18 protein-coding genes and 1 tRNA gene are annotated in these 18,857 nt (G+C 70.3%); 6 read left to right on the top strand and 13 right to left on the bottom strand.

Annotated features, from left to right (window positions below):
* Positions 1-413 precede the first annotated feature (413 nt).
* The gene (locus RJT50_RS04480; protein WP_313694457.1) at positions 414-3,539 is read right to left on the bottom strand and encodes an adenosylcobalamin-dependent ribonucleoside-diphosphate reductase; all 3,126 of its coding nucleotides are present in this window, start codon (positions 3,537-3,539) and stop codon (positions 414-416) included.
* Between the two features lie 409 nt (positions 3,540-3,948).
* On the opposite strand from RJT50_RS04480, the gene RJT50_RS04475 reads away from it, so the two are divergent.
* Entirely contained in the window at positions 3,949-4,161 is a 213-nt protein-coding gene (locus tag RJT50_RS04475) for a DUF8029 family protein (protein ID WP_313694456.1), read from the top strand.
* Between the two features lie 54 nt (positions 4,162-4,215).
* Here RJT50_RS04475 and trpG read toward each other — a convergent pair whose 3' ends face one another.
* From trpG to RJT50_RS04450, 5 genes are all read right to left on the bottom strand, one after another.
* The gene (gene trpG, locus RJT50_RS04470) at positions 4,216-4,812 is read right to left on the bottom strand and encodes an anthranilate synthase component II (protein WP_313694454.1); all 597 of its coding nucleotides are present in this window, start codon (positions 4,810-4,812) and stop codon (positions 4,216-4,218) included.
* Positions 4,809-6,593 carry an anthranilate synthase component I gene (gene trpE, locus RJT50_RS04465; RefSeq protein WP_313694453.1) on the bottom strand — a complete coding sequence of 595 codons (1,785 nt, stop codon included), beginning with the start codon at positions 6,591-6,593 and terminating at the stop codon, positions 4,809-4,811. Before trpE ends, trpG begins: the two co-directional genes overlap by 4 nt.
* Positions 6,593-7,255, bottom strand: coding sequence for a phosphoribosylanthranilate isomerase (locus RJT50_RS04460; protein WP_313694452.1), 663 nt, complete (start codon positions 7,253-7,255; stop codon positions 6,593-6,595). The genes trpE and RJT50_RS04460 overlap by 1 nt, the downstream gene beginning before the upstream one ends.
* A complete protein-coding gene (gene trpD, locus RJT50_RS04455) occupies positions 7,252-8,253 on the bottom strand; it encodes an anthranilate phosphoribosyltransferase (protein ID WP_313694450.1) in 1,002 nt (333 codons plus the stop codon). Before trpD ends, RJT50_RS04460 begins: the two co-directional genes overlap by 4 nt.
* A gap of 217 nt (positions 8,254-8,470) precedes the next feature.
* A complete protein-coding gene (locus RJT50_RS04450) occupies positions 8,471-8,971 on the bottom strand; it encodes a P-loop nucleotide/nucleoside kinase family protein (RefSeq protein WP_313694448.1) in 501 nt (166 codons plus the stop codon).
* Positions 8,972-9,171: 200 nt separating this feature from the next.
* On the opposite strand from RJT50_RS04450, the gene RJT50_RS04445 reads away from it, so the two are divergent.
* Positions 9,172-10,530: an LLM class flavin-dependent oxidoreductase gene (locus tag RJT50_RS04445; RefSeq protein WP_313694447.1), complete on the top strand. Its 1,359-nt coding sequence runs from the start codon at positions 9,172-9,174 to the stop codon at positions 10,528-10,530.
* 358 nt (positions 10,531-10,888) lie between these two features.
* On the opposite strand, the gene RJT50_RS04440 is transcribed toward RJT50_RS04445, so the two are convergent.
* The 5 genes from RJT50_RS04440 to ahbB all read right to left on the bottom strand — a co-directional run bounded on the left by RJT50_RS04440 (position 10,889) and on the right by ahbB (position 13,620).
* Entirely contained in the window at positions 10,889-11,077 is a 189-nt protein-coding gene (locus RJT50_RS04440; protein ID WP_313694443.1) for a DUF8015 family protein, read from the bottom strand.
* Positions 11,078-11,182: 105 nt separating this feature from the next.
* Positions 11,183-11,267 (bottom strand) — tRNA-Leu (locus tag RJT50_RS04435).
* A gap of 41 nt (positions 11,268-11,308) precedes the next feature.
* The gene (locus RJT50_RS04430; protein ID WP_313694442.1) at positions 11,309-11,650 is read right to left on the bottom strand and encodes a ferredoxin; all 342 of its coding nucleotides are present in this window, start codon (positions 11,648-11,650) and stop codon (positions 11,309-11,311) included.
* A gap of 126 nt (positions 11,651-11,776) precedes the next feature.
* Positions 11,777-12,376: a DUF5789 family protein gene (locus RJT50_RS04425; RefSeq protein WP_313694440.1), complete on the bottom strand. Its 600-nt coding sequence runs from the start codon at positions 12,374-12,376 to the stop codon at positions 11,777-11,779.
* 149 nt (positions 12,377-12,525) lie between these two features.
* Positions 12,526-13,620, bottom strand: coding sequence for a siroheme decarboxylase subunit beta (ahbB, locus tag RJT50_RS04420; RefSeq protein WP_313694439.1), 1,095 nt, complete (start codon positions 13,618-13,620; stop codon positions 12,526-12,528).
* 151 nt (positions 13,621-13,771) lie between these two features.
* Between ahbB and RJT50_RS04415 the strand changes: the two genes are divergently transcribed.
* Together RJT50_RS04415 and RJT50_RS04410 are read left to right on the top strand one after the other, a co-directional pair.
* Positions 13,772-14,848 (top strand): anthranilate phosphoribosyltransferase, encoded by a 1,077-nt coding sequence (locus RJT50_RS04415; RefSeq protein ID WP_313694437.1) that lies wholly within the window; start codon positions 13,772-13,774, stop codon positions 14,846-14,848.
* A 53-nt stretch (positions 14,849-14,901) separates the two neighbouring features.
* On the top strand, positions 14,902-15,432 hold the full coding sequence (locus RJT50_RS04410; RefSeq protein WP_313694435.1) for a hypothetical protein: 531 nt from the start codon (positions 14,902-14,904) through the stop codon (positions 15,430-15,432).
* 44 nt (positions 15,433-15,476) lie between these two features.
* Here RJT50_RS04410 and RJT50_RS04405 read toward each other — a convergent pair whose 3' ends face one another.
* Positions 15,477-16,439 carry a succinylglutamate desuccinylase/aspartoacylase family protein gene (locus RJT50_RS04405; protein ID WP_313694432.1) on the bottom strand — a complete coding sequence of 321 codons (963 nt, stop codon included), beginning with the start codon at positions 16,437-16,439 and terminating at the stop codon, positions 15,477-15,479.
* 412 nt (positions 16,440-16,851) lie between these two features.
* On the opposite strand from RJT50_RS04405, the gene RJT50_RS04400 reads away from it, so the two are divergent.
* A complete protein-coding gene (locus RJT50_RS04400; protein ID WP_313694431.1) occupies positions 16,852-17,406 on the top strand; it encodes a peptidylprolyl isomerase in 555 nt (184 codons plus the stop codon).
* Positions 17,407-17,445: 39 nt separating this feature from the next.
* On the opposite strand, the gene RJT50_RS04395 is transcribed toward RJT50_RS04400, so the two are convergent.
* A complete protein-coding gene (locus RJT50_RS04395) occupies positions 17,446-17,598 on the bottom strand; it encodes a hypothetical protein (protein ID WP_313694429.1) in 153 nt (50 codons plus the stop codon).
* Positions 17,599-17,979: 381 nt separating this feature from the next.
* On the opposite strand from RJT50_RS04395, the gene RJT50_RS04390 reads away from it, so the two are divergent.
* The gene (locus RJT50_RS04390) at positions 17,980-18,816 is read left to right on the top strand and encodes an RAD55 family ATPase (RefSeq protein ID WP_313694427.1); all 837 of its coding nucleotides are present in this window, start codon (positions 17,980-17,982) and stop codon (positions 18,814-18,816) included.
* Positions 18,817-18,857 lie beyond the last annotated feature (41 nt).

The following is an 18,857-nucleotide window of genomic DNA, read 5'->3' as shown; positions in this document are numbered from 1 at the left end:
GGTTGGGGCGGTCGTGGATTTACGGCTGGCGATTCGCTCGCTCGTCGTCCTCGGTAGTCCTGCCGTCCGTGCCAGTTTTGTCGAGGTATGCGGTACGATCGCGTCTGGGTCGAAAGCCCCCGGCTTCTGCGCTCGCGCGCCTCCCTGCGCTCCTCGTTCCCTGCGGTCGCTGCGGTGCTTGCATCGTTCGCGGGACACTCCCGCGATCTCACGAGAGCAGAGCTCTCGTGAACGGCGGACGACGCAAGCACCGCAGGAGCGAGTGTAGCGAGCGACGAGAAGCGCAGCGAGGCCCCCGAGCCGAGAGCCGCGGGGGCTTCCGCGGTCGTGACCACGGTGGCTGTGGTGCTGCCCACAGCAGGAGACACGCCAAAAGAAGACGAACCGATCAGCGACCCGAACTCACCGACGAGCTAGCACTCGGACCAGCCGCAGGACTCGCACGTCTTGCAGCCCTCCGAGTAGTACAGCGTCATGCTGCCGCAGTCGGGACACTCGGGCGACTCGCCGTTGGCGATGAGTTCGTCCACCGCGTCGGCCATCGGCCCGTCGTCGTTGGGTGATTCGGCCGTCGCGGAGCCGCCGTCCGCCTCGGGGATCTCCGGCCCGCCCGCGTCCTCCTCGACCTCGTCGAGCGTCTGCTGGTCCGGGTAGCCCTTGTCCACCTCGTCGTCGAGGTAGCGCCGGAGCGCGGTGCCGATGGCGTCCGGGATGGACTGGATCTGCTCGCCCTTGTCCCAGGCGACCTTCGGGCTGCGTGTGCCCTGCAGTTCGTCGACGATCTCGCTCGGGTCGACGCCCGAGCGCAGCGCCGTGGAGATGACCTTCGCCAGCGACTCGGTGAAGGAGTTGGTGAACCCGCCCGAGTGGCCGATGTTGGCGAACAGCTCGAACGGCTCGCCGGTGCTCGGGTCCTCGTTGATGGTGACGTACACCTTCCCGTAGCCCGTCTGGATGAGCTGGGTGATGCCGCGCAGCGAGTCGGGGCGCGGGCGCTTCTCGGTGTAGTCGACGGTCGGTTGCTCGCCGTCCGCCGCCTCGAGCAGCCCCTCGACCTCCGCGTCGACGGCCGCGCGCACGTCCTCGTTCTCGAGGAACCCCTCGATGCCGCCGAACACCTCCGAGATCTGGTCGACGAGCGCCTCGGCGGCCTCGCTCTCGTCGGCGAACTCCGCGTTGTCCGCGCGGGTCGTGAGCACCTGCTTCGAGCGGGTGCCGTCGCGGTAGTAGGTGACGCCCTTGCCGCCGTGCTCGTAGATGTAGCGGAACACCTCGTCGGCGTCCTCGACGGTGGAGTCGTTGGGCGCGTTCACCGTCTTCGAGATGGCCGAGTCGACGCCGGCCTGGCAGGCCACCTGCACGCCCGCGTGGTCCTTCGCGGTGAGGTCGCCGGTGACGACGAACAGCTCGCCGATGGCGTCCGGGACGGTGTCGAGCCCGTCGACGCCGTCGAACTCGTTCGCGGCCATCTGCTCCTGGGCCTCGCGCTTGACGGCCTCGACGTCGATGCCGTTCGCCTCCAGCGTGCGGAGGAAGTAGTCGTCGAACTCGACGAGCATCTCGTCGCCCTGCACGTCGTCGGAGACGTTCTTGTAGTAGGCGACGTTGTAGATGGGCTCACAGCCGCCCGTCGTGTTGCCGACCATCGAGGTCGTCCCCGTCGGGGCGATGGTCGTCGTGTTGTGGTTGCGGATCGGGAAGCCGTCGGCCCACTGCTCGGGGTCCTCGCCGACGTACTGCTCGAACCACTCGGCGTGTTCGGTCGGGTTCGCGTACTTCGAGTCGTCCCAGTCGTCGAACGAGCCGCGCTGTTCGGCGAGCACGTGGGAGGTCCACTTCGACCCGTGGTTGATGTGGGTCATGAGCTGGTCGGCGATCTCGTTGCCGACGTCGCTGCCGTAGCGGACGCCCAGCTGGATGTACAGCTGTGCTAGCCCCATGACGCCGAGCCCGATCTTGCGCATCTCGCGGACCTTCCGCTCGATCTCCTCGACCGGGAAGTCCGACATCGTGACGACGTTCTCCAGGAACCGGGTGCCGTAGGCGATCCGGTGGTCGAACGCCTCCCAGTCCATCGCGTCCTCCAGGAACACCTCGACTGCGTCCGCCTGCGAGTCGAACTCGCCGGCGTGCTCCTCGCTCCAGACGCGCCAGTCGGGCGCGTCGGTCGCCGCGAGCGTCGAGAGGTTGATGTGGCCGAGGTTGCAGGCCTCGTACTCCTCGAGGGGCTGCTCGCCGCAGGGGTTCGTCGCGAGGATGCGGTGCTCGGGGTGCTCCTCCACGTCGAAGCTGTGGAGCTTGTTGATGCGCTCGAGGTAGACGATCCCCGGCTCGCCGTTCTCGTGGGCGCCGGCGACGATGTGCTCCCAGAGCGCCTCGGCGGGCACCGAGAGGGTCTCGCCGACCTCGACGTGCTCGCCGAGCCCGAACATGTCGTACAGCTCCTTCGTCTCGGGCGTGGCGACGTGGGGCTCCTCCGTGCGCGGGTTGGTGAACGTGAACTCCTCGCCGGCCTCCAGCGCGTCCATGAAGTCGTCGGTGACGCCGACGGAGATGTTGAAGTTCGAGAGGTGGCCCTCGACGGCGTTGCGGAGGTGCTTTGGCACCTTGCCGTCCTCGCCGATGAGCTCGCGGGCCTCCTCCAGCGCGTCCGCGAAGGAGGTGTGGGTGTAGTCGTCGGGGTCGTTCAGCTTCAGCGTGTTCGCCAGCGAGACGTCCTTGTTCTTCGCGTGGATGAACTGGATGACGTCGGGGTGGGAGACGCGCATGACGCCCATCTGGGCGCCGCGGCGGGCCCCGCCCTGTGCGATCGTCTCGCACATCTGGTCGAACGTCCGCATGAACGTGATCGGTCCGGAGGCGATGCCGCCGGTGGAGCCGACCGCGTCGCCGTACGGGCGGAGCTTCCAGAACGCGTAGCCCATGCCGCCGCCCGACTGGAACACCTGGGCGGCCTCCTTGGCCGTCTGGTGGATGTCGTCGATGTCGTCGCCCGGCGAGTCGACGAAGCAGGCCGACAGCTGCTGGAGCTCGTCGCCGGCGTTCATCAGCGTCGGCGAGTTCGGCATGAAGGAGAGCTGCTCCATCAGCTCACGGAACTCGTCGGCCACGTCCTCGACGTGGGCGGCGACGTCGTCGGGGAGGTCGGGAACGACCGTGTCGTAGGCGAACTTGTTGACGTTGTGGACCGAAAGCGTCGTCTCGGCGTCGTCCTCCGGGGAGACCCCCTTGCCGAAGACCTCCGCAGCGAGTTCGTCGCGGCGCGGGTGGTCGGGCTTGAGCTGGTCTGGCGTGACCGTCACCTCGACGCCGCGCTTGTCGGCCTCGTAGACGGCCTCGGCGAGCGCGATGTTCTCCGCGACGCGGACGAACAGCTCCTCCTGGGTCTCGGTGAGGTTGCCGTCGGCGTCCTTGCGGAGGTAGCGCGCGGGCAGGATGTTGTCGTAGGCGTTACCGGTGAGTCGCTCCCGGAGGGTGTTCCCCTCGGTACGTTTGATCGGGAGGTCGAGTTCGTCCGCGCCGAGGTCCGCGCGGCTCATTCCTCGTGCCCCTCCCCCGAGCGGGCCCGCTTGCGAGCGAATTCGGTGATTGCGTGGTGGTGTTCCATGGGTGGTTCGGACGGAAGTTCGCTTCCGGACCCACGCTCATAACCGTTGTGGGTCCGAACGTAGTTTCATTAATTCAACCACGGTTGGGCACCGTCGCTTCGCGGCGACGGCCCTGCCGGGGTGAATCGCTTCCGGATGTGTGCTGATACGTCCTCCGGAAGTATAAGAGTGTGTAGAGCGGAGCGAAAGTTGTTCAGTCGTGCGGTTCGAGTGGAAACGTGACGACGGGAACGGGATGCAGTATTGTGCATACGTGGTTAGTATCCCCGGAGTACCGCCGGATACGGTGTGCCTAATCGAGGGACAAGCGGTATGTAGGAGGCCCGTCTACGGAGCGAGCATGGTCGTGGAACTCGCCCCGCTCGTCGGCACCGCGCTACAGCAGCTTCCGGCCCCCTTCGACGGCACCCTCGGACAGGTCTTCCTCGCCACCGTGGCGTTCCTCGCGGTCCTGCTCGTCGGGCGGATCGTGATGAAGATCGCCTGGAAGATCGCGCTCATCGCGGCCGTCGGCGTCGGCGCGTTCCTGCTCGTCACGACGTACCTCATCTGAGCGGGGTCCGCCGACGGTCGAGGGCCGACGACCGAATCGCCGTTCCGCACGGCCTCAGACGCACTCGGTCAGGAAGTTCGCCACGACGTCGTGTCCCACCGCCGTGAGCACCGACTCCGGGTGGAACTGCACGGCCTCGATCGGGTGCTCGCGGTGTCTGACGCCCATCACGAGCGACTCCCCGCCGTGGTCTGTCGTCGCCGTCACGTCGAAACAGTCCGGCACCGCGGTGGCGACGAGCGAGTGGTACCGGCCCGCCCTGAACCCCTGGTCCAGGCCCGCGAACACGCCCGCGCCGTCGTGCTCGACCGGGAACGCCTTCCCGTGGATCGGTTCCGGCGCGTGCCCGACCGTCCCGCCGTACTCGTACACCGCCGCCTCCAGGCCGAGACAGACGCCCAGCGTCGGGACCGTGGGGGAAAGCTCCCGCAGGACCGGCATCGTTACGCCGACGTCGCGGTCGTTCTTCGGGTGGCCGGGGCCGGGACTGATGACCAGCGCGTCCGGGTCGGCGTCCCGGACCGCCGCCAGCGGGACGTCGTTCGTCAGCACCTCGATGGACGGCCGGCCGTCGGGGAGGTCGAGGTCGCTGACGTACTCGACGAGGTTGTACGTGAACGAGTCGTAGTTGTCGAGGACGGTGACGTTCATCGGTCGGCCTCCGACCCGGCGAGCGGCCCGGACTCGCCGGCGGGACAGCCCGAATCGGAGCCCTCCTCGTCGCCGACCCGCCCTGCCGAATCGTCGTCCAGCCGCCCCGAACCCTCGCCGACGAGCACGCGCTCGACGGCGTCGAGCACGCCGCCCATCTTCTGCTCGGTCTCCTCGTACTCGCTCGCGGGGTCGGAGTCGGCGACGATTCCCGCGCCCGCGCGGACGGTGAGTTCGTCCTCCGCCTCGCCGCCGACCCGGCGACCGTCCCCGGAACTGCCGAGCGCGCCGTGCTCGACGGTCGCGGTCCGGATGACGATGGCGAAATCGGCGTCGCCGCTCCAGGAGTAGTAGCCGACGCCGCCGCCGTAGACGCCGCGCGGTGCGAGCTCGAGTTCGTCGATGAGCTCCATCGCGCGCACCTTCGGCGCGCCGGTCAGGGTGCCGGCGGGGAACGTCGCGCGCGTCGCGTCGAACGCGTCCGCGTCGGCCGCGAGCGTCCCGGTCACCGTGGACTCGATGTGCTGGACGTGGCTGTACTTCAGGACGTTCATGAACTCCTCGACCCGGACGGAGCCGGGGGCGGAGACGCGCCGGACGTCGTTGCGCGCAAGATCCACGAGCATCGTGTGTTCGGCGCGCTCCTTCCCGTCCGCGAGCATCTCGCCCGCGAGCCGGCGGTCCTCGACCGGCGAGGAGCCGCGCTCGCACGTCCCCGCGATGGGGTTCGAGACGACCCGGTCGCCCTGCACCGAGACGAGCGTCTCCGGCGACGCGCCCACGACCGACCGGTCGCCGTGCCGGAGCAGGTACATGTACGGCGACGGGTTCACCGCCCGCAGCGACTCGTACAGCGAGAGGTCGTCGACCGCCCCCTCGACGGTCCGGGTCCGGGAGATCACGCCCTGGTAGATGTCGCCGTCGAGGACGTGCTCCTTCGCGGTCTCCACCGCCGCCTCGTAGGCATCCCGCGGGCCCGCCGTCCCGCCGGTCCGCCTGATTCCCCGCGTCTCGGGCGGGTCGGCCGACCGGAGCGTCGCCTCGACGTCGCTCGCCTCCGCGGCGAGCTCGTCGTACACGGCGCCCGGGTCCGCGTCCGGACCGACGACGGGCGTGAACACCAGCCGGACGGTGCCCTCGCGGTCGTCGAACGCGAGCGTCCGCGTCGTCAGCACGAACTCCGCGTCCGGGACGATCGGGTCGGGACGCTCGACCCCGACCGCCCCGAGCCGCAGGTCGTAGACCGCGTCGTATGCGAGAAAGCCCACGAGGCCGCCGTCGAGCGTCTGCCGGTCCGAGTCCGGGAAGCCGACGCGCTCGGCGTCGGGCAGCGCGGCGCGGACGCGGTCGACCACGTCGTCGCCGCCGGTTTCGACGTACTCGGCCGCCGGGCCGAGCGCCGCGAGTTCGGTCCGGTCGGGGTAGACGGAGACGACCGCCTCGGGGTCGTAGCCGACGAACGAGAAGCGGGCGTGTCGCTCCGCGCCGGCGTCCGCGGGGCCCGCCGGGGTGTCGCCGTCGGTTCCCGCCCCGCCCTCCGCCGTCGGATCGCCGCCGGCGCTTGGCGCGAACGCGCCGGCCGGGTCGCTGGAGGCGACCTTCCGCGCGCTCTCCAGCAGGAACGAGTGGTCCGACCGGTCCGAGAGCGCGGCGTAGGCGGTCAGCGGCTCCACGTCCGCGTCGACGCCGGCGGTGAGGTGGACGACCGCGGGACCGTCGGCCGACTCGGCGAGTTCGACGAACGCCTCGCGCGTGCGATCGAGTTCGGCGTCCTCCCCCATCAGCCGTGGACCTCCTCGGCCTCGCCGAGCGACCGGCCGGCGTTGCGGACGAACCGCGCGACCGCCGTGTGGTCCTTCGCACCGCCGGACTGTTCGACGCCGGAGGCGACGTCGACGGCGAACGGCTCGACCGTCGAGATGGCCGCGGCGACGTTCTCCGGGGTGAGCCCGCCGGCGAGGATAACCGGCGAGACGAGCTCCCGGGCGAGTTCGGCGGTCGCCCCCCAGTCGTGCGTCTCGCCGGTGCCGCCCGCGCCCTCCTCGCTCGTGGAGTCGACCACGATGGCGTCGGCGGCCTCGTCGAGCTCCCGGGCGCGGTCGGCGTCCGCGTGGTCGACGACGGGGACGACCTTGACGCCCGCCTCGGCGCGGACGTAGCCGATGTCGGTCGGGCCCAGATCATCGCCGTGCAACTGGAGCACGTCGGGGTCGACCAGTCGCGCGGCGTCGACGGCGTCCTGGGCCTCGACCGGCATCGTGACGAGCGTCGTCGTGAGGAACGGCGGCGCGGCGGCCGCCAGGTCGGCCGCGGTGGCGAGGTTCACCTCGCGGGGCGTGTCCACCGGCACGTCGGCGATGACGCCGACCGCGTCGGCGCCCGCCTCCGCGACCGCCCGGAGGTCGGTGGCGTTCGTGACGCCACAGACCTTCACGCGGGTCACTGGCGCATCGCCGCCAGGGTGTCGGCGGCGTCCCCCACGTCGATGGCGCTCGCGGCGCGGTCGACCCCGTCCTCGATGCTGTCTGCCTCGCCGGCGACGTAGATCGCCGCCCCGGCGTTGGCGAGGATGACGTCCCGCTTGGGCCCGGTCACCTCGCCGGTTACGATTCCCTCCAGGTCCCGGGCGTTGCCCTCGGGCGTCCCGCCCGCGATGTCGGCGACGGGCGCGCCCTCGAGGCCGAAGTCCTCGGGCGTCAGCGTGAACTCCGTCACGTCGTCGCCGTCGACCTCCGCCACCGTGGTCGGGCCGTGGAGCGCGATCTCGTCGGCGCCGTCGCCGTGGACGACCAGCGCGCGGTCGGTCGGCATGTGCGTCAGCGCGTCGGCCAGCAGCGGGACGAGGTCGGGGTCGTACACGCCCAGCACCTGCGCCTCCGCGCCGGCGGGGTTCGTCAGCGGGCCGAGCACGTTGAACAGCGTCCGCATCCCGAGTTCCTTGCGCGGGCCGATGACTGCCTTCATGGCAGGGTGGAACACGGGCGCGAGCATGAATCCGATGCCGTCGCGCTCGATGGCGCGCTCGACGGCCGGCGGTTCGGCGTCGATCTCGACGCCAGCGACCTCCAGCACGTCCGCGCTCCCGGAGGAGGAGGAGACGGAGTAGTTGCCGTGTTTCGCCACCGTCACGCCCGCGCCGGCCGCGACGATGGCCGAGGTGGTCGAGACGTTGATCGTGTCGTAGTCGTCGCCGCCGGTGCCGCAGGTGTCGACGAGCGGGTCGCCCGCCGGGTCGATGGTCCGGGCCGCGTCGCGCATCCCCTGCGCGAAGCCCGCGATCTCGGCCTCCGTCTCGCCTTTCGCGCGCAGCGCCGCGAGCAGCGCGCCGATCTGTGCCTCCGTCGCCTCCTCGAACACGAGCGTCGCCGCCTCGCGCGACTCGGCGACGGTGAGGTCATCGCCCTCGGTCACGCGCTCGACGAGCGTCTGTATTGTGGACATGGATGAATGAATCCGTCTTGTGATGTACGAATGTGTGCATCAGCATAAGCCTGTCGCGGGCGTGCGGCCCGGTGGCGGGGTGACCTGGCTGCTGATGACGCGGCGGCCTGGACGCCGGCGGCCGGAGCGAGCGCGGAAAGGTTCGACGGACGCTCGACTCGGAGAACCACACGGCGGTCCGGAGAAACGGGGCGAATGCCCCGGGAGGGACCCGGGATCAGTACATCGCGTCGACCTGTCGGCGGGTCTCGGGGAGGTCGCCCGAGTTGTCGACGGTGAGGTCGGGGGCCGACACGGCCTCGAACTCCTCGCGGATCAGTTCGTGGACCCCGAAGTCGGCGTCGCTCTCGTCGCCCTCCCGGGCGGTGATTCGCTCGCGGACGGTCTCCTCGTCGCACTCGACTTTCACGAGGTCGAACGACGCGCCGACGTCACCCGCGACCGCCCGGACCTCCGCCCGGTAGCGCGCCTGACGGAACGTCCCGTCGAGGACGACCGCGCCGTGCTCGGCGACGGCCGCGGCCGCGCGGTCGAACAGTTCGTCGTACGACCGGCGGGTCTCCTCGGGGGTGTACTCCGGTTCGGGGACGACGTCCTTGCGGACCACGTCGGTCCGGAGCAGTTCGGCGTCGATGCGCTCGGCGATCTCGGCCGCGACGGTCGTCTTCCCGGCCCCCGGCAGCCCGCACACCACGACGAGTCGATCCCCTCCTGACATCGATGGGTCGGCTGGACGGTGTTCGGGCGGGGTTTAGACGGTTGCGCTTCGCGCGCCGCGAGCGGCGGAGGTGACGCGTCGGAAGCGAGGGGAGGACGAACGCGCCGGCCGCGGCGGAGCGATCGCCCGGCGCGTCCGAGAACCCGGCACGGACGGCCGATTCCGCCGGGGCTTACCGGCGGTGTCCCGGAGGCAGGGGCATGAGCGGCGACGACCACCTCCGGCTCAACCTCTTCACCATGAACTCGGTCGATCACGTCTCGCCGGGGTCGTGGACCCACCCGGGCGACCAGTCCCATCGGTACACCGACCGCGACTACTGGACCGACGTCGCCCGGACCGCAGAGCGCGGCGGGTTCAGTTCGGTGTTCTTCGCCGACGTGCGCGGCGTGTACGACGTGTACGGCGGCGACCGCGAGACGGCGATCCGGAAGGGGGTCCAGACGCCCGCGAACGACCCGAGCTACCTCGTCCCGGCGATGGCTGAGGTCACCGACGACCTCGGGTTCGCGCTCACGCGCTCGACGACGTACACCCATCCGTACCAGCTCGCGCGGGAGTTCTCCACGCTGGATCACCTCACGGACGGCCGGATCGCGTTCAACGTCGTCACCTCGTATCTCGACTCCGCGGCGACGAACCTGGGGCTCGACGAGCGGATGGACAAGGCGACCAGGTACGACCGCGCGGACGAGTTCATGGACGTCTGCTACGCGCTCTGGGAGGAGTCGTGGGACGAGGACGCGGTCGTCCGCGACGCCGAACGGGGACTCTACGCCGACCCCGACGGCGTCCGCACCATCGACCACGAGGGCGAGCACTTCGACGTCCCGGGGCCGCACGGCTGCGAGCCGTCGCCCCAGCGCACGCCCGTCGTCTTCCAGGCCGGCTCCTCGGACCGCGGGCGCGAGTTCGCCGCCGCGAACGCCGAGGCGGTGTTCTGCTCACAGCCGACCGAGGGCAGCGTGGTCGAGTACGTGGAGGACCTGCGGGAACGGGCCGCTGCGCTCGGGCGCGACTCGGACTCGCTGGCGTTCTTCCCCGGCATCGTCCCCGTCGTGGGCGAGACCGCGGCGGCGGCCGAGGCGAAACACGAGGCGCTCGTCGAGCACGTCGACGTCGAGGCGTCGCTCGCGCTCCTCTCGGGCTTTCTCGACGTGGACCTCTCGGAACTCGACCCCGATCGGCGCATCGAGCACATCGAGACCGACGCCATCCAGGGGACGATGAACGCGTTCACGAGGTCGGACCCGGACCGCGACTGGACCGTCCGCGAGGTGGCCGAGTTCTCGGGACTGGGCACGACCTCGCCGGTCGTCGTCGGCACGCCCGAAGCGGTCGCGGACGAACTCGAACGCTGGTACCGCGAGGTCGGCATTGACGGGTTCAACGTCAAGGAGGTCGTCCGGACCGGGAGCCTCGACGATTTCGTCGACCTCGTCTGCCCCGTGTTGCGCGAGCGGGGCCTGCTGCCCCAGGAGCCGACCGCGGGGACCCTCCGCGAGCGCCTGCTCGGAGACGGGCCACGCCTGGCGGCCGACCACCCGGCGAGAAGCTGACCGGGCCGTTCGGCGGAATCGACGCCACGGCCGCCCCGGGACCTCCCCGTCCGTGATCGAGGACGACCGATCGAGCCGGGCGATCCGACGGGGACGCTCGCGCGTCGAAAACACACAACCGGCGGTGAGTTTGCTCCGGGAACTCCCGCCGCCTGCGCCATCGTTAAGTACGTCCGGCCACGAGTCACAGGCGACGCTTCGTCTGGAGGGCCGAAGCGTCAGCGGGGACCAATTCGGGTCGGCACCGCACCGCACCACTCTTTCGCGGTGCGTGCCGACCTTCGTTTCAACACGTTCCAGCGACGGCCATGTCGCTCCGCGGCCACGTCGCTCCGGACGGCCGGACGCGTTCGACGGCTCACCCGTCGCCCGGCGGGTGGACGAGCAGGCCGTCGACCATCGCGGTCCCGGCGAGCGCGAGACAGAGGCCGCCGGCGAGCGCGAACGGGAGCGCGGTGACGTGAGCCGCGGCCGCGGCCGCCGCCAGCGCCGTGCCGATGACCGCGAGGAGGGCGTCCGCGCGGGTCGGGGCGTTCGTCGGAAGCACTGTAATTACATATCATTACGGACCTTGAGTATCTTTGGGTCGCTCTCGCCGGCGCTCCGCGGGCAAGGAACGTGCGAACGGCGAAGCGAACGGGTCGATGGAGACTGCGAGGGAAGGGATTCGAACCCTTGAACTCCTGAGAGAGCGGATCTTAAGTCCGCCGCCTTTGGCCAAGCTCAGCCACCCTCGCGCGATCACACCGTTGCTCGGTCGCCCGCTTGTCGGTTTCGGTTACCAGTCGACGCTCAGCGTCCCGTCGCCGTGCGGGTCCGGGGCGAGCTCCTCGTCGGTCCGGCGGTCGACGACGTGGATGCAGCCGACGTCCTTCTTGGCCGGACACACCTCCGCGGCGCGGAGGTTCTCGTCGAGTTCGTCCTCGGCGACGTAGTACGACGTCGGTTTCGCCATGCCGGAGGTGATGTCCATCTCCCAGTTGTCCGCGACCTCCGCGCACTTGCCCGCCCCGAAGCAGGCGTTCGCCTCGAAGATGATCTTGTACGGCTTCTCCTCGACCGGCGGCCCCTCCCCCCCGAAGTCGCTCGCGGTCTGGACCTCCGCGTCCAAGTCGCTCATCTTGGTTGGCGTTGTCGGCGGGTCGTCTTTCGTCTGTCGGTCGCTCCCCGTCGGATTCGGCGGGACGAGCGCCTCCGTCGCACGGTCGCCGTGACGGCGTGGGACGGCCCGCGGCGGGCCGTCGAATCAGACGCCGATCCAGTCGTCGTTCCGGACCTCGTACCCGTTCGCCCGGCAGAACTTCGCCGCTTGCCGGCGCACCGCCCGGGACCCCGGGAGCGCCTCCTCGTCGCGGATGCGCTCCACGATCCAGTCGGTGATGGCACTGATCCCCTCGTCCTCGTCGTCGGCGTCGATCGCCTTGAGTTCCCTGAGCGTCTTCTCGTAGGCCTCCCGCCGTGACCTCCCGAGCTCCTCGTTCGGGAGCGTCTCGCTCGCCTCGACGACCCGTTTCATGGCCGCGGCGATCGTCGGCCGCCGTACCCGCACGCGGACGGCGGCCGGGGAGTCGAACCGCTCCTCGGCCGTGTCCGGAACGAGTTCCTCGACGGCGTAGGTCCCCCCGACCGACTCGACCTGCCGATCGCCGACCGCGGCGACGACCTCGGCCCCCGTGGCCGGGAACGCAAGGGAGTCGAGTTCCGCCTCGAACTCGTCGAGCGCCGATTCGTCGGTCGGCGGCTCCGTCTCGTCCCCGCGTTCGAGTTCCGCCGCGATGGCGCGCTCCCGCTGGCGTCGCTCGGCGTCTCGTGCTTGCTTGTCTCGGCCTCGTTTGTCGTCTGCCATCCCCGATCGTAGGTCGCCCAGTCGGATAACCTCCCGGCCGGGGTGGTTTTCCGGGGTGACGACGGCCCGAGCCGGATCGAGGAGCGTCGACACGGACGGGCTCGGTCACCCGTTCGGGACGACGACCCGGGGTGGAAGGGTCGGGCCACCTACCCGGAGCCGACCAGGTCCTCGTACCGCGCGCCGGTCTGCTTCAGCGTCTCGGTCGAGTAGAGCCGCTCGTGCTCGAACGGCAGGTACTCGGACGCCAGTTCGTCGATCTTCGCGTCCACCGCCTCTGCCTCCCTGCCGTGGACCATCGTGAACAGGCTGTACTGCCAGCCCTGCTCGGGCCGGCGCGGCCGGTGGTAACACAGCGTCACGTACGGCAGTTCGCCCACGCGCTCGCCGAGGTCGTCCAGCCGGTCGTCGGGCACGTCCCAGACGACCATGCAGTTGTTCCGGAACCCCGTGACGACGTGGTTCACCACGCAGCCGATGCGCTTGATACACCCCTCGTCGCGCAGGCGTTCGACCGCCGCGAGCACGTCGGCCACGTCGGCGTCCACGGCGTCGGCGACGTCTCGGTACGGGGTCGCAGAGAGCGGGAAGCCGTCCTGGATCTCGAGCAGGAGTCGCGCGTCGAGGGCCGAGAGGTCCCCGGCCGCGTCCTCGGAGATGCGCGTCGCCGATGCCTCGGTCCGTTCGACGGACGCCCGTGGCTCGTCGCCGCGAGCGGATTCCGTGGCACCGCGCGCCGCGCCCTCCCGTGCGAACGCGTCGTCGTTGAACACCGGGAACTCCAGGTCGATGTAGAAGTCGGTCAACATCGGGAGGTTCAGTACCTCACAGCCGGTTTCCGCCTCGATCTCCGCGAGGATCTCGTCGCGTCGCGCCCGGTCGCCGGCGGTGACGACGAACCACATGTTCCACTCGTGGTCGCGCCGGTAGTTGTGGTTCACCTGCCGGTAGCCGTTGATCACCGCCGCGATCTCGGAGAACCGGCCCTCGGGTGCCTGCACCGCAGCGAGCGTAGAGGAGCCGATGACGGGCGGGTTCAACACCGCGCCGAAACGTCGGAAGACGCCCCGCTCGCGTAGCGTTCGGACCCGTTCGACCGCCTCGGACTCGTCGACGCCGAGGTCGGCGGCGACGACGCGGAACGGCCGCTCGGCGACCGGGAAGCCGCTCTGGTAGTCGTCGACGAGGCGGGCGTCGACCGCGTCGAGGCCCTCGCGCCAGTCGTCGTCCTCCAGCGCGCTCATTGCCCGGCCTAGGGTGTCGGCCTACCTACCGGTTTCGGAGTCCGTCCGTCCGACGTCACGACCTCGCGGGCGCTCCCGAGTCGGGTGGACGACCGTCCACGTCTCGGGAACGAACGGGACGCTTTTGCGGCGACGCCCCCAAGCCGGCGGCATGGCACAAGCGACCGAGACGTTCGGGGAGTGGCCCCTCAAGCGGCTCATGACGGCGGTCTGCGGTTCGGGCCCGAAGTCCGCCGACGACATGACCCGCGCGCAGGCGACCGAGGCGATGCGGCGCATCTTCGCCGGCGAACCCGACGACACCACGCTCGGCGCGTTCTGGCTGGCGAACCGCTGGAAGCGCAACACCCCGGAGGAACTGGCGGCCTACGTCGACGAGATGTGCTCGCGCGTCGAGTACGCCGAACCCGACGCCGACCCCGTCGACTGCGGCGCGAACTACGACGGCAAGGGCGAGACGGCCCTCCTCGGCGTCGCCGCCGGCGTCGTGGCCGCGGGCGCGGGCACGCCGGTCGTCGTCCACTCGGGCGACCGCGTGCCGACACAGAAGCAGGACGCCTACAAGCACGTCCTCGACGAACTCGACGTCCGAACCGAACTTTCGCCGGACGAGTCGGCGGACATGGTCGACGACGCCGGGTTCGGCTTCTACTACCAGCCGTCGTTCAACCCCGACGTCCACGCGCTCTGGGAGCGCCGGGACGCGATGGGCGTCCGGACGTTCGTGAACACCGTCGAGACGCTGGCGAACCCGTCGGGCGCGTCGGTCCACCTCGGCTCCTTCTACCACCTCGCGTTCGCCAGGAAGGTCGTCGACACGTTCGAGCGCTCGGAGTTCCACGACCTCGGCCGCGTCATCATGTTCCAGGGGATGGAGGGGTACGACGACGTCCGGCCGGGCTACACGAAGGTCGCCGAGTGGACCGCGGGCGGGGACGGCGACGCCGAGTTCGCCGACTACGAGATCGAGACGCCCGAGTACGGCATGGACTTCGAGGAGGCAGACCTGGAAGTCGACGACGTCGCGGTCGACTCGGCCCGCATCGCCGAGGAGGTCGTCTCCGGCGACCGGACGGACCACTGGCGCGACGCGGTCGCGCTCAACGCCGCGTTCCGCATCTACGCCCGCGAGGACGTCGATTCCATCGAGGAGGGGCTGGCGGCCGCACGCGAGGCCATCGACGACGGAAGCGCCGCAGCGGTGCTCTCGGACCTGCGCGCGTTCTAACGGCTGATATTCGGCGGCGAGGGTTTATCTAGAACGGTCGAGCACCCGCACGCATGAGCGGGGTCGCCACCGCGCACGTCTACGGCCTGTTCTTTCTCGCGGCCAGCGCCGCGGTGGTGCTCCTCGCGCTCACGACGTACGTCATCGGCAGGCAGGTCGGCCACGACCTCGCACTCGTCGGCGTGCTGGGACTCGTCGCCGCGTTCACGGTCGTCGGCGGGGTCGGCGGGCTCGGACTCGCGGCGGCGCGCATCCCGCTCCTGCTGGGCGTCGCCTTCCTCTACGTTCCCCCCGCGGTCGGCGCCGCGGTGGCGAAGGGACTCAGCGAGGAGCGCTGGCGCGAGGTGTGTCGCGTGCTGCTCGGCGGCTGGATGGCCGCGCTCGTGTTCGCGCTGGTGACCCAGGCGGCCGGCGCCTCCCTCGACGCCGTCATCTCCTGGGGGCCGACGCTGTTCGGGCTGGAGTGGTACGCGGGGTTCCTCACCTACATGGCGGTCGTGGGACTCGTCGCGGGCGGGGCGACCCTGGCGCTGCTCGCACGGACTCGCACGGACGGCTCGGCCCCGGCGGCGCGCTCGGCCTGACTCGCTCCGGACTCACTTCAGCCAGAATTCAGTCGAACCGCAGCTCACTCCAGCCCGATGGCCACGCCCACGAGCGTCTGGCCCGCCGTCACCGTCGCCTCCCGCGCGACCGAGTAGACGATCCCGGAGCGGTCGGCGCGGGCCGACTGGAGCGTCTCGTAGGTCGTCGGGTCGAACACCTCGCCGACGTACTCGCCCGCCGCGACCTCGTCGCCGGTTTCGAGCCCCTCGGCGGCCCGAAACAGGCCCGACTCGCTCGCAGTCACGCGACCGAGGTGGTTCCGGGCCCGGATGCCGTTCCAGTCGGGGACGGGCGCGTCATCGAGCAGGCCCGTGTGGCGGAGGACGCCGTACAGTCCGTCGAGGCCCGCGTCGATGGCGCCCGCGACGAGCTCCTTATTGTGCGCGAGTTCGGGCGTGATGGTGGGAATCCCCTCCCGCGTCGCCGCCACGCGGAGCTTCCCGCCGAAGTCCCGCTGTTCCCACTCGTCGGCGGCGTCCTCGCCCGCGGCCTCCGCGAGCAGGAGGTCGGTGCCGAACGCCTCCGCGAGTTCCCGGCAGCCCTCGTCGCCTTTCAGGTACACCGTGTGGGTGAGCATGTCCCGGCTCCCGGTGTGGAGGTCCACGATGAACTCGGCCTCGCCGGCGTACTCCCAGAGCGCGGCGGCCATGCGCTCGTGCAGGCTCCCCTCCGGATCGCCCGGCCAGCACCGGTTCATGTTGGGGTTCACGGCGTCGTACGCCTCCGGCGTGGTGTAGGAGACCCGGTCGAACGTGAGCGGGTCCGCCACGGGGACCGCGACGAGCGTGCCGTCCAGCGAGTCGCGGTCCAGCAGTTCCTCGTGCAGCCGCCGGAGCACGGCGGAGCCGTTGATCTCGCGGCCGTGCTGGGCCGCCTGGGCGTACACCGTCGGGTCGCCCTCGCCGTAGACGTGGACGGTCGTCTCGACGGCGACTCCGGAGGGGAGCCTGGCGAGCGTGACGCGCTCGCGTTCGTACTCGGTCATTGGGGGTTCGAGGGCGCGGACGGGCTTGTAACCACTTGCTCCTCGCAGTGTAGCGTTGGTGGGACAGTTCCGGGTTCAGTGACGACACCTCGAAAGCCCCCGCGGCCCCTTTCAGTCCCACCCACTGCACCGCAACCGCACCTCACCCTCCCCAGCCTCCTGCGCTCCTCGGCCTTCGTGGGACTCGCTTCGCTCGACCCGCGTGCTCTCGTTCGCTCCTGCGTCGCTCACGAGAACTTCGGCCTGCGGTGCTCGTCCCTCGCGCGCGTCCGCTCGCCCCTCCGGGGCTCGCCGTCACGCGCGCCATCCGGCTGTCCCACATCACGCGACCGGTTCGGGCTCCCGCTTTCGCCTTCCCGTCCACCCGCCGCCGATGGCACGACTTTTCCCCCTCGCGCTCCCACTCGGTGCCATGAGCGACGATCTGCCGACGGCGACGCTGCACACGAACCACGGCGACATCACGGCCGAACTGTACGCCGACCGAGCGCCCAAGACGGTCGAGAACTTCGTCGGCCTCGCGGAGGGCGCGGACGACTACGACTCGGCGACGCCGGGCCGCGGCACCGGCGCGTGGGAGGACCCCGAGACGGGCGAGAAGCGGGTCGACCCGCTGTACGAGGGCGTCCAGTTCCACCGGATCATCTCGGACTTCATGATCCAGGGCGGTGACCCGACCGGAACCGGCCGCGGCGGCCCCGGCTACGAGTTCCACGACGAGTTCCACGACGACCTGCGCCACGACGACGCCGGCGTCCTCTCGATGGCGAACTCCGGCCCGAACACGAACGGCTCCCAGTTCTTCATCACGCTGGGCGCACAGCCCCACCTCGACGACCGCCACGCGGTGTTCGGAAAGGTCGTCGACGGCATGGACGTCGTCGAGGAGATCGGCTCGGTCCCGACCGGTCGCAACGACGAACCCCGCGAGGAGGTCGTGCTGGAGTCGGTCGACGTCGACCGCTGAAGCGAGCCACCCCGTAGCGTCCCCGGTTTTCCGAGCCGATCACTCTAGCAGCGACGCGAGTTCCCCCTCGTAGCAGTCGCGACAGAGGTAGTGGTCGACCACGCCCGCCTCGGTGCGCGTGTGGACGACGACGTGGACGGCCTGCGCGAACGGGACGGTGGCCCCGCAGACGCCACACGGTTCGGTCGACATGGTCGTGAGTGGTTTGTTGACGTGTGACAAATTGTTTTGGTAGGTTTCGTGTTGCGGGTTCCTCGGTTGGGGACCGGGCGGCTGAAAGTGGGTCGATCAGGGGGATCACGGCTGTCGGTCCGACAAGCGAATCACTACTCCTGGCGGTGATTACAGCCACACCCTCCCCAGCCGACTGCGCTCCTCGCTCGCAGGCTCGCTGCGGTGCTCATCCCTCGCACGCGGTTGCGAGCCCCACGAGGGGGCCCCGCGTCACGCGCGCCACCGCACCGCGAAAACAGCACCGACCACACCGCTGCCGCGTCGACCCCTACACCCACCGAATCCCACCGATTGACTCGTCAGCACAACGACTAAGCGCCCGCGCCCGACAGGCGGGGTATGGCCCGGATGCCGTTCGGCGTGGCCCAGCTCGACTCGGTGCTCGGCGGCGGCTCGCCGAAGGGCAACGCCGTCCTCGTCGCCGGCGAGTCGGGCGCGGGCGCCCGGGAGTTCGCCTACACCAGCGCGGCGATGAACGCGCTGGCGACGACCGACGCCGACCTGTTCGACCTCTACTACGGCGACCTCGATGGGGACGCCGTCCCCCCCGAGGAGGTCCACTACATCTCCTTTACCGCCGGCGGGGAGTACGTCGAGCGGGAGCTCCGGTTCACGATGGCCGACGAGATCGTCGACTCGGCGGTCGAGGCCGTCGAGTTCACGGACTTCGCGCCCGAATACTTCCAGCTCTCCTCGATCCCGCCCGAGTGGTACCTGGGCGAGACCACCTCCCTGCGCGACCTGGGTCGGGGCCAGAACCGCGACGGGGTGCTCACGGCGCTTGGCGAGTACCTCACCGACAACGCCCCCGGGAACCTCGTGGTCATCGACTCGGTGACAGACCTCATCGGTGCCGGCGGCGGCGAGATCGGGTGGGAGGACGTGGCGATGCTCGTGCGCGGGCTGGGCAAGGCGGCCCACTCGTGGGGCGGCCTGCTGCTCGTCGTCGCCAACACCGACACCATCGACGACCGGCAGCTCGGCCAGCTCGTCGACGGCAGCGGCGGCACGTTCCAGTTCAGCTGGGAGTCGGGCGGCTCCCAGCGCGCCCGGACGATGGTCGTCCGGGAGTTCCGGGGCGTGCTCTCACAGCTCGAGGCCGAGAACATCGTGCGCTTCGAGACGGAGATCCACGACGGCGGGCTGGACATCAGCGACGTGCGCAAGATTCGCTGACTGCGAACCGCGACCATATTCTTAAGTGTCGGTCACCGCTG

It is taken from the genome of Halobaculum sp. XH14, assembly GCF_032116555.1.
Classification (GTDB): Archaea; Halobacteriota; Halobacteria; order Halobacteriales; family Haloferacaceae; genus Halorarum; species Halorarum halobium.
Note: the sequence above shows the minus strand (reverse complement) of the source record. Positions and strands in the feature narration are given on the sequence as shown.

Bases quoted from the DNA above. Each gene is read 5' to 3' on its own strand.
- RJT50_RS04480 (WP_313694457.1), bottom strand. From the start codon at position 3,539: ATGAGCCGCGCGGACCTCGGCGCGGACGAACTCGACCTCCCGATCAAA.
- RJT50_RS04475 (WP_313694456.1), top strand. From the start codon at position 3,949: ATGGTCGTGGAACTCGCCCCGCTCGTCGGCACCGCGCTACAGCAGCTT.
- trpG (WP_313694454.1), bottom strand. From the start codon at position 4,812: ATGAACGTCACCGTCCTCGACAACTACGACTCGTTCACGTACAACCTC.
- trpE (WP_313694453.1), bottom strand. From the start codon at position 6,593: ATGGGGGAGGACGCCGAACTCGATCGCACGCGCGAGGCGTTCGTCGAA.
- trpD (WP_313694450.1), bottom strand. From the start codon at position 8,253: ATGTCCACAATACAGACGCTCGTCGAGCGCGTGACCGAGGGCGATGAC.
- RJT50_RS04450 (WP_313694448.1), bottom strand. From the start codon at position 8,971: ATGTCAGGAGGGGATCGACTCGTCGTGGTGTGCGGGCTGCCGGGGGCC.
- RJT50_RS04445 (WP_313694447.1), top strand. From the start codon at position 9,172: ATGAGCGGCGACGACCACCTCCGGCTCAACCTCTTCACCATGAACTCG.
- RJT50_RS04430 (WP_313694442.1), bottom strand. From the start codon at position 11,650: ATGAGCGACTTGGACGCGGAGGTCCAGACCGCGAGCGACTTCGGGGGG.
- RJT50_RS04425 (WP_313694440.1), bottom strand. From the start codon at position 12,376: ATGGCAGACGACAAACGAGGCCGAGACAAGCAAGCACGAGACGCCGAG.
- ahbB (WP_313694439.1), bottom strand. From the start codon at position 13,620: ATGAGCGCGCTGGAGGACGACGACTGGCGCGAGGGCCTCGACGCGGTC.
- RJT50_RS04415 (WP_313694437.1), top strand. From the start codon at position 13,772: ATGGCACAAGCGACCGAGACGTTCGGGGAGTGGCCCCTCAAGCGGCTC.
- RJT50_RS04410 (WP_313694435.1), top strand. From the start codon at position 14,902: ATGAGCGGGGTCGCCACCGCGCACGTCTACGGCCTGTTCTTTCTCGCG.
- RJT50_RS04405 (WP_313694432.1), bottom strand. From the start codon at position 16,439: ATGACCGAGTACGAACGCGAGCGCGTCACGCTCGCCAGGCTCCCCTCC.
- RJT50_RS04400 (WP_313694431.1), top strand. From the start codon at position 16,852: ATGAGCGACGATCTGCCGACGGCGACGCTGCACACGAACCACGGCGAC.
- RJT50_RS04395 (WP_313694429.1), bottom strand. From the start codon at position 17,598: ATGTCGACCGAACCGTGTGGCGTCTGCGGGGCCACCGTCCCGTTCGCG.
- RJT50_RS04390 (WP_313694427.1), top strand. From the start codon at position 17,980: ATGGCCCGGATGCCGTTCGGCGTGGCCCAGCTCGACTCGGTGCTCGGC.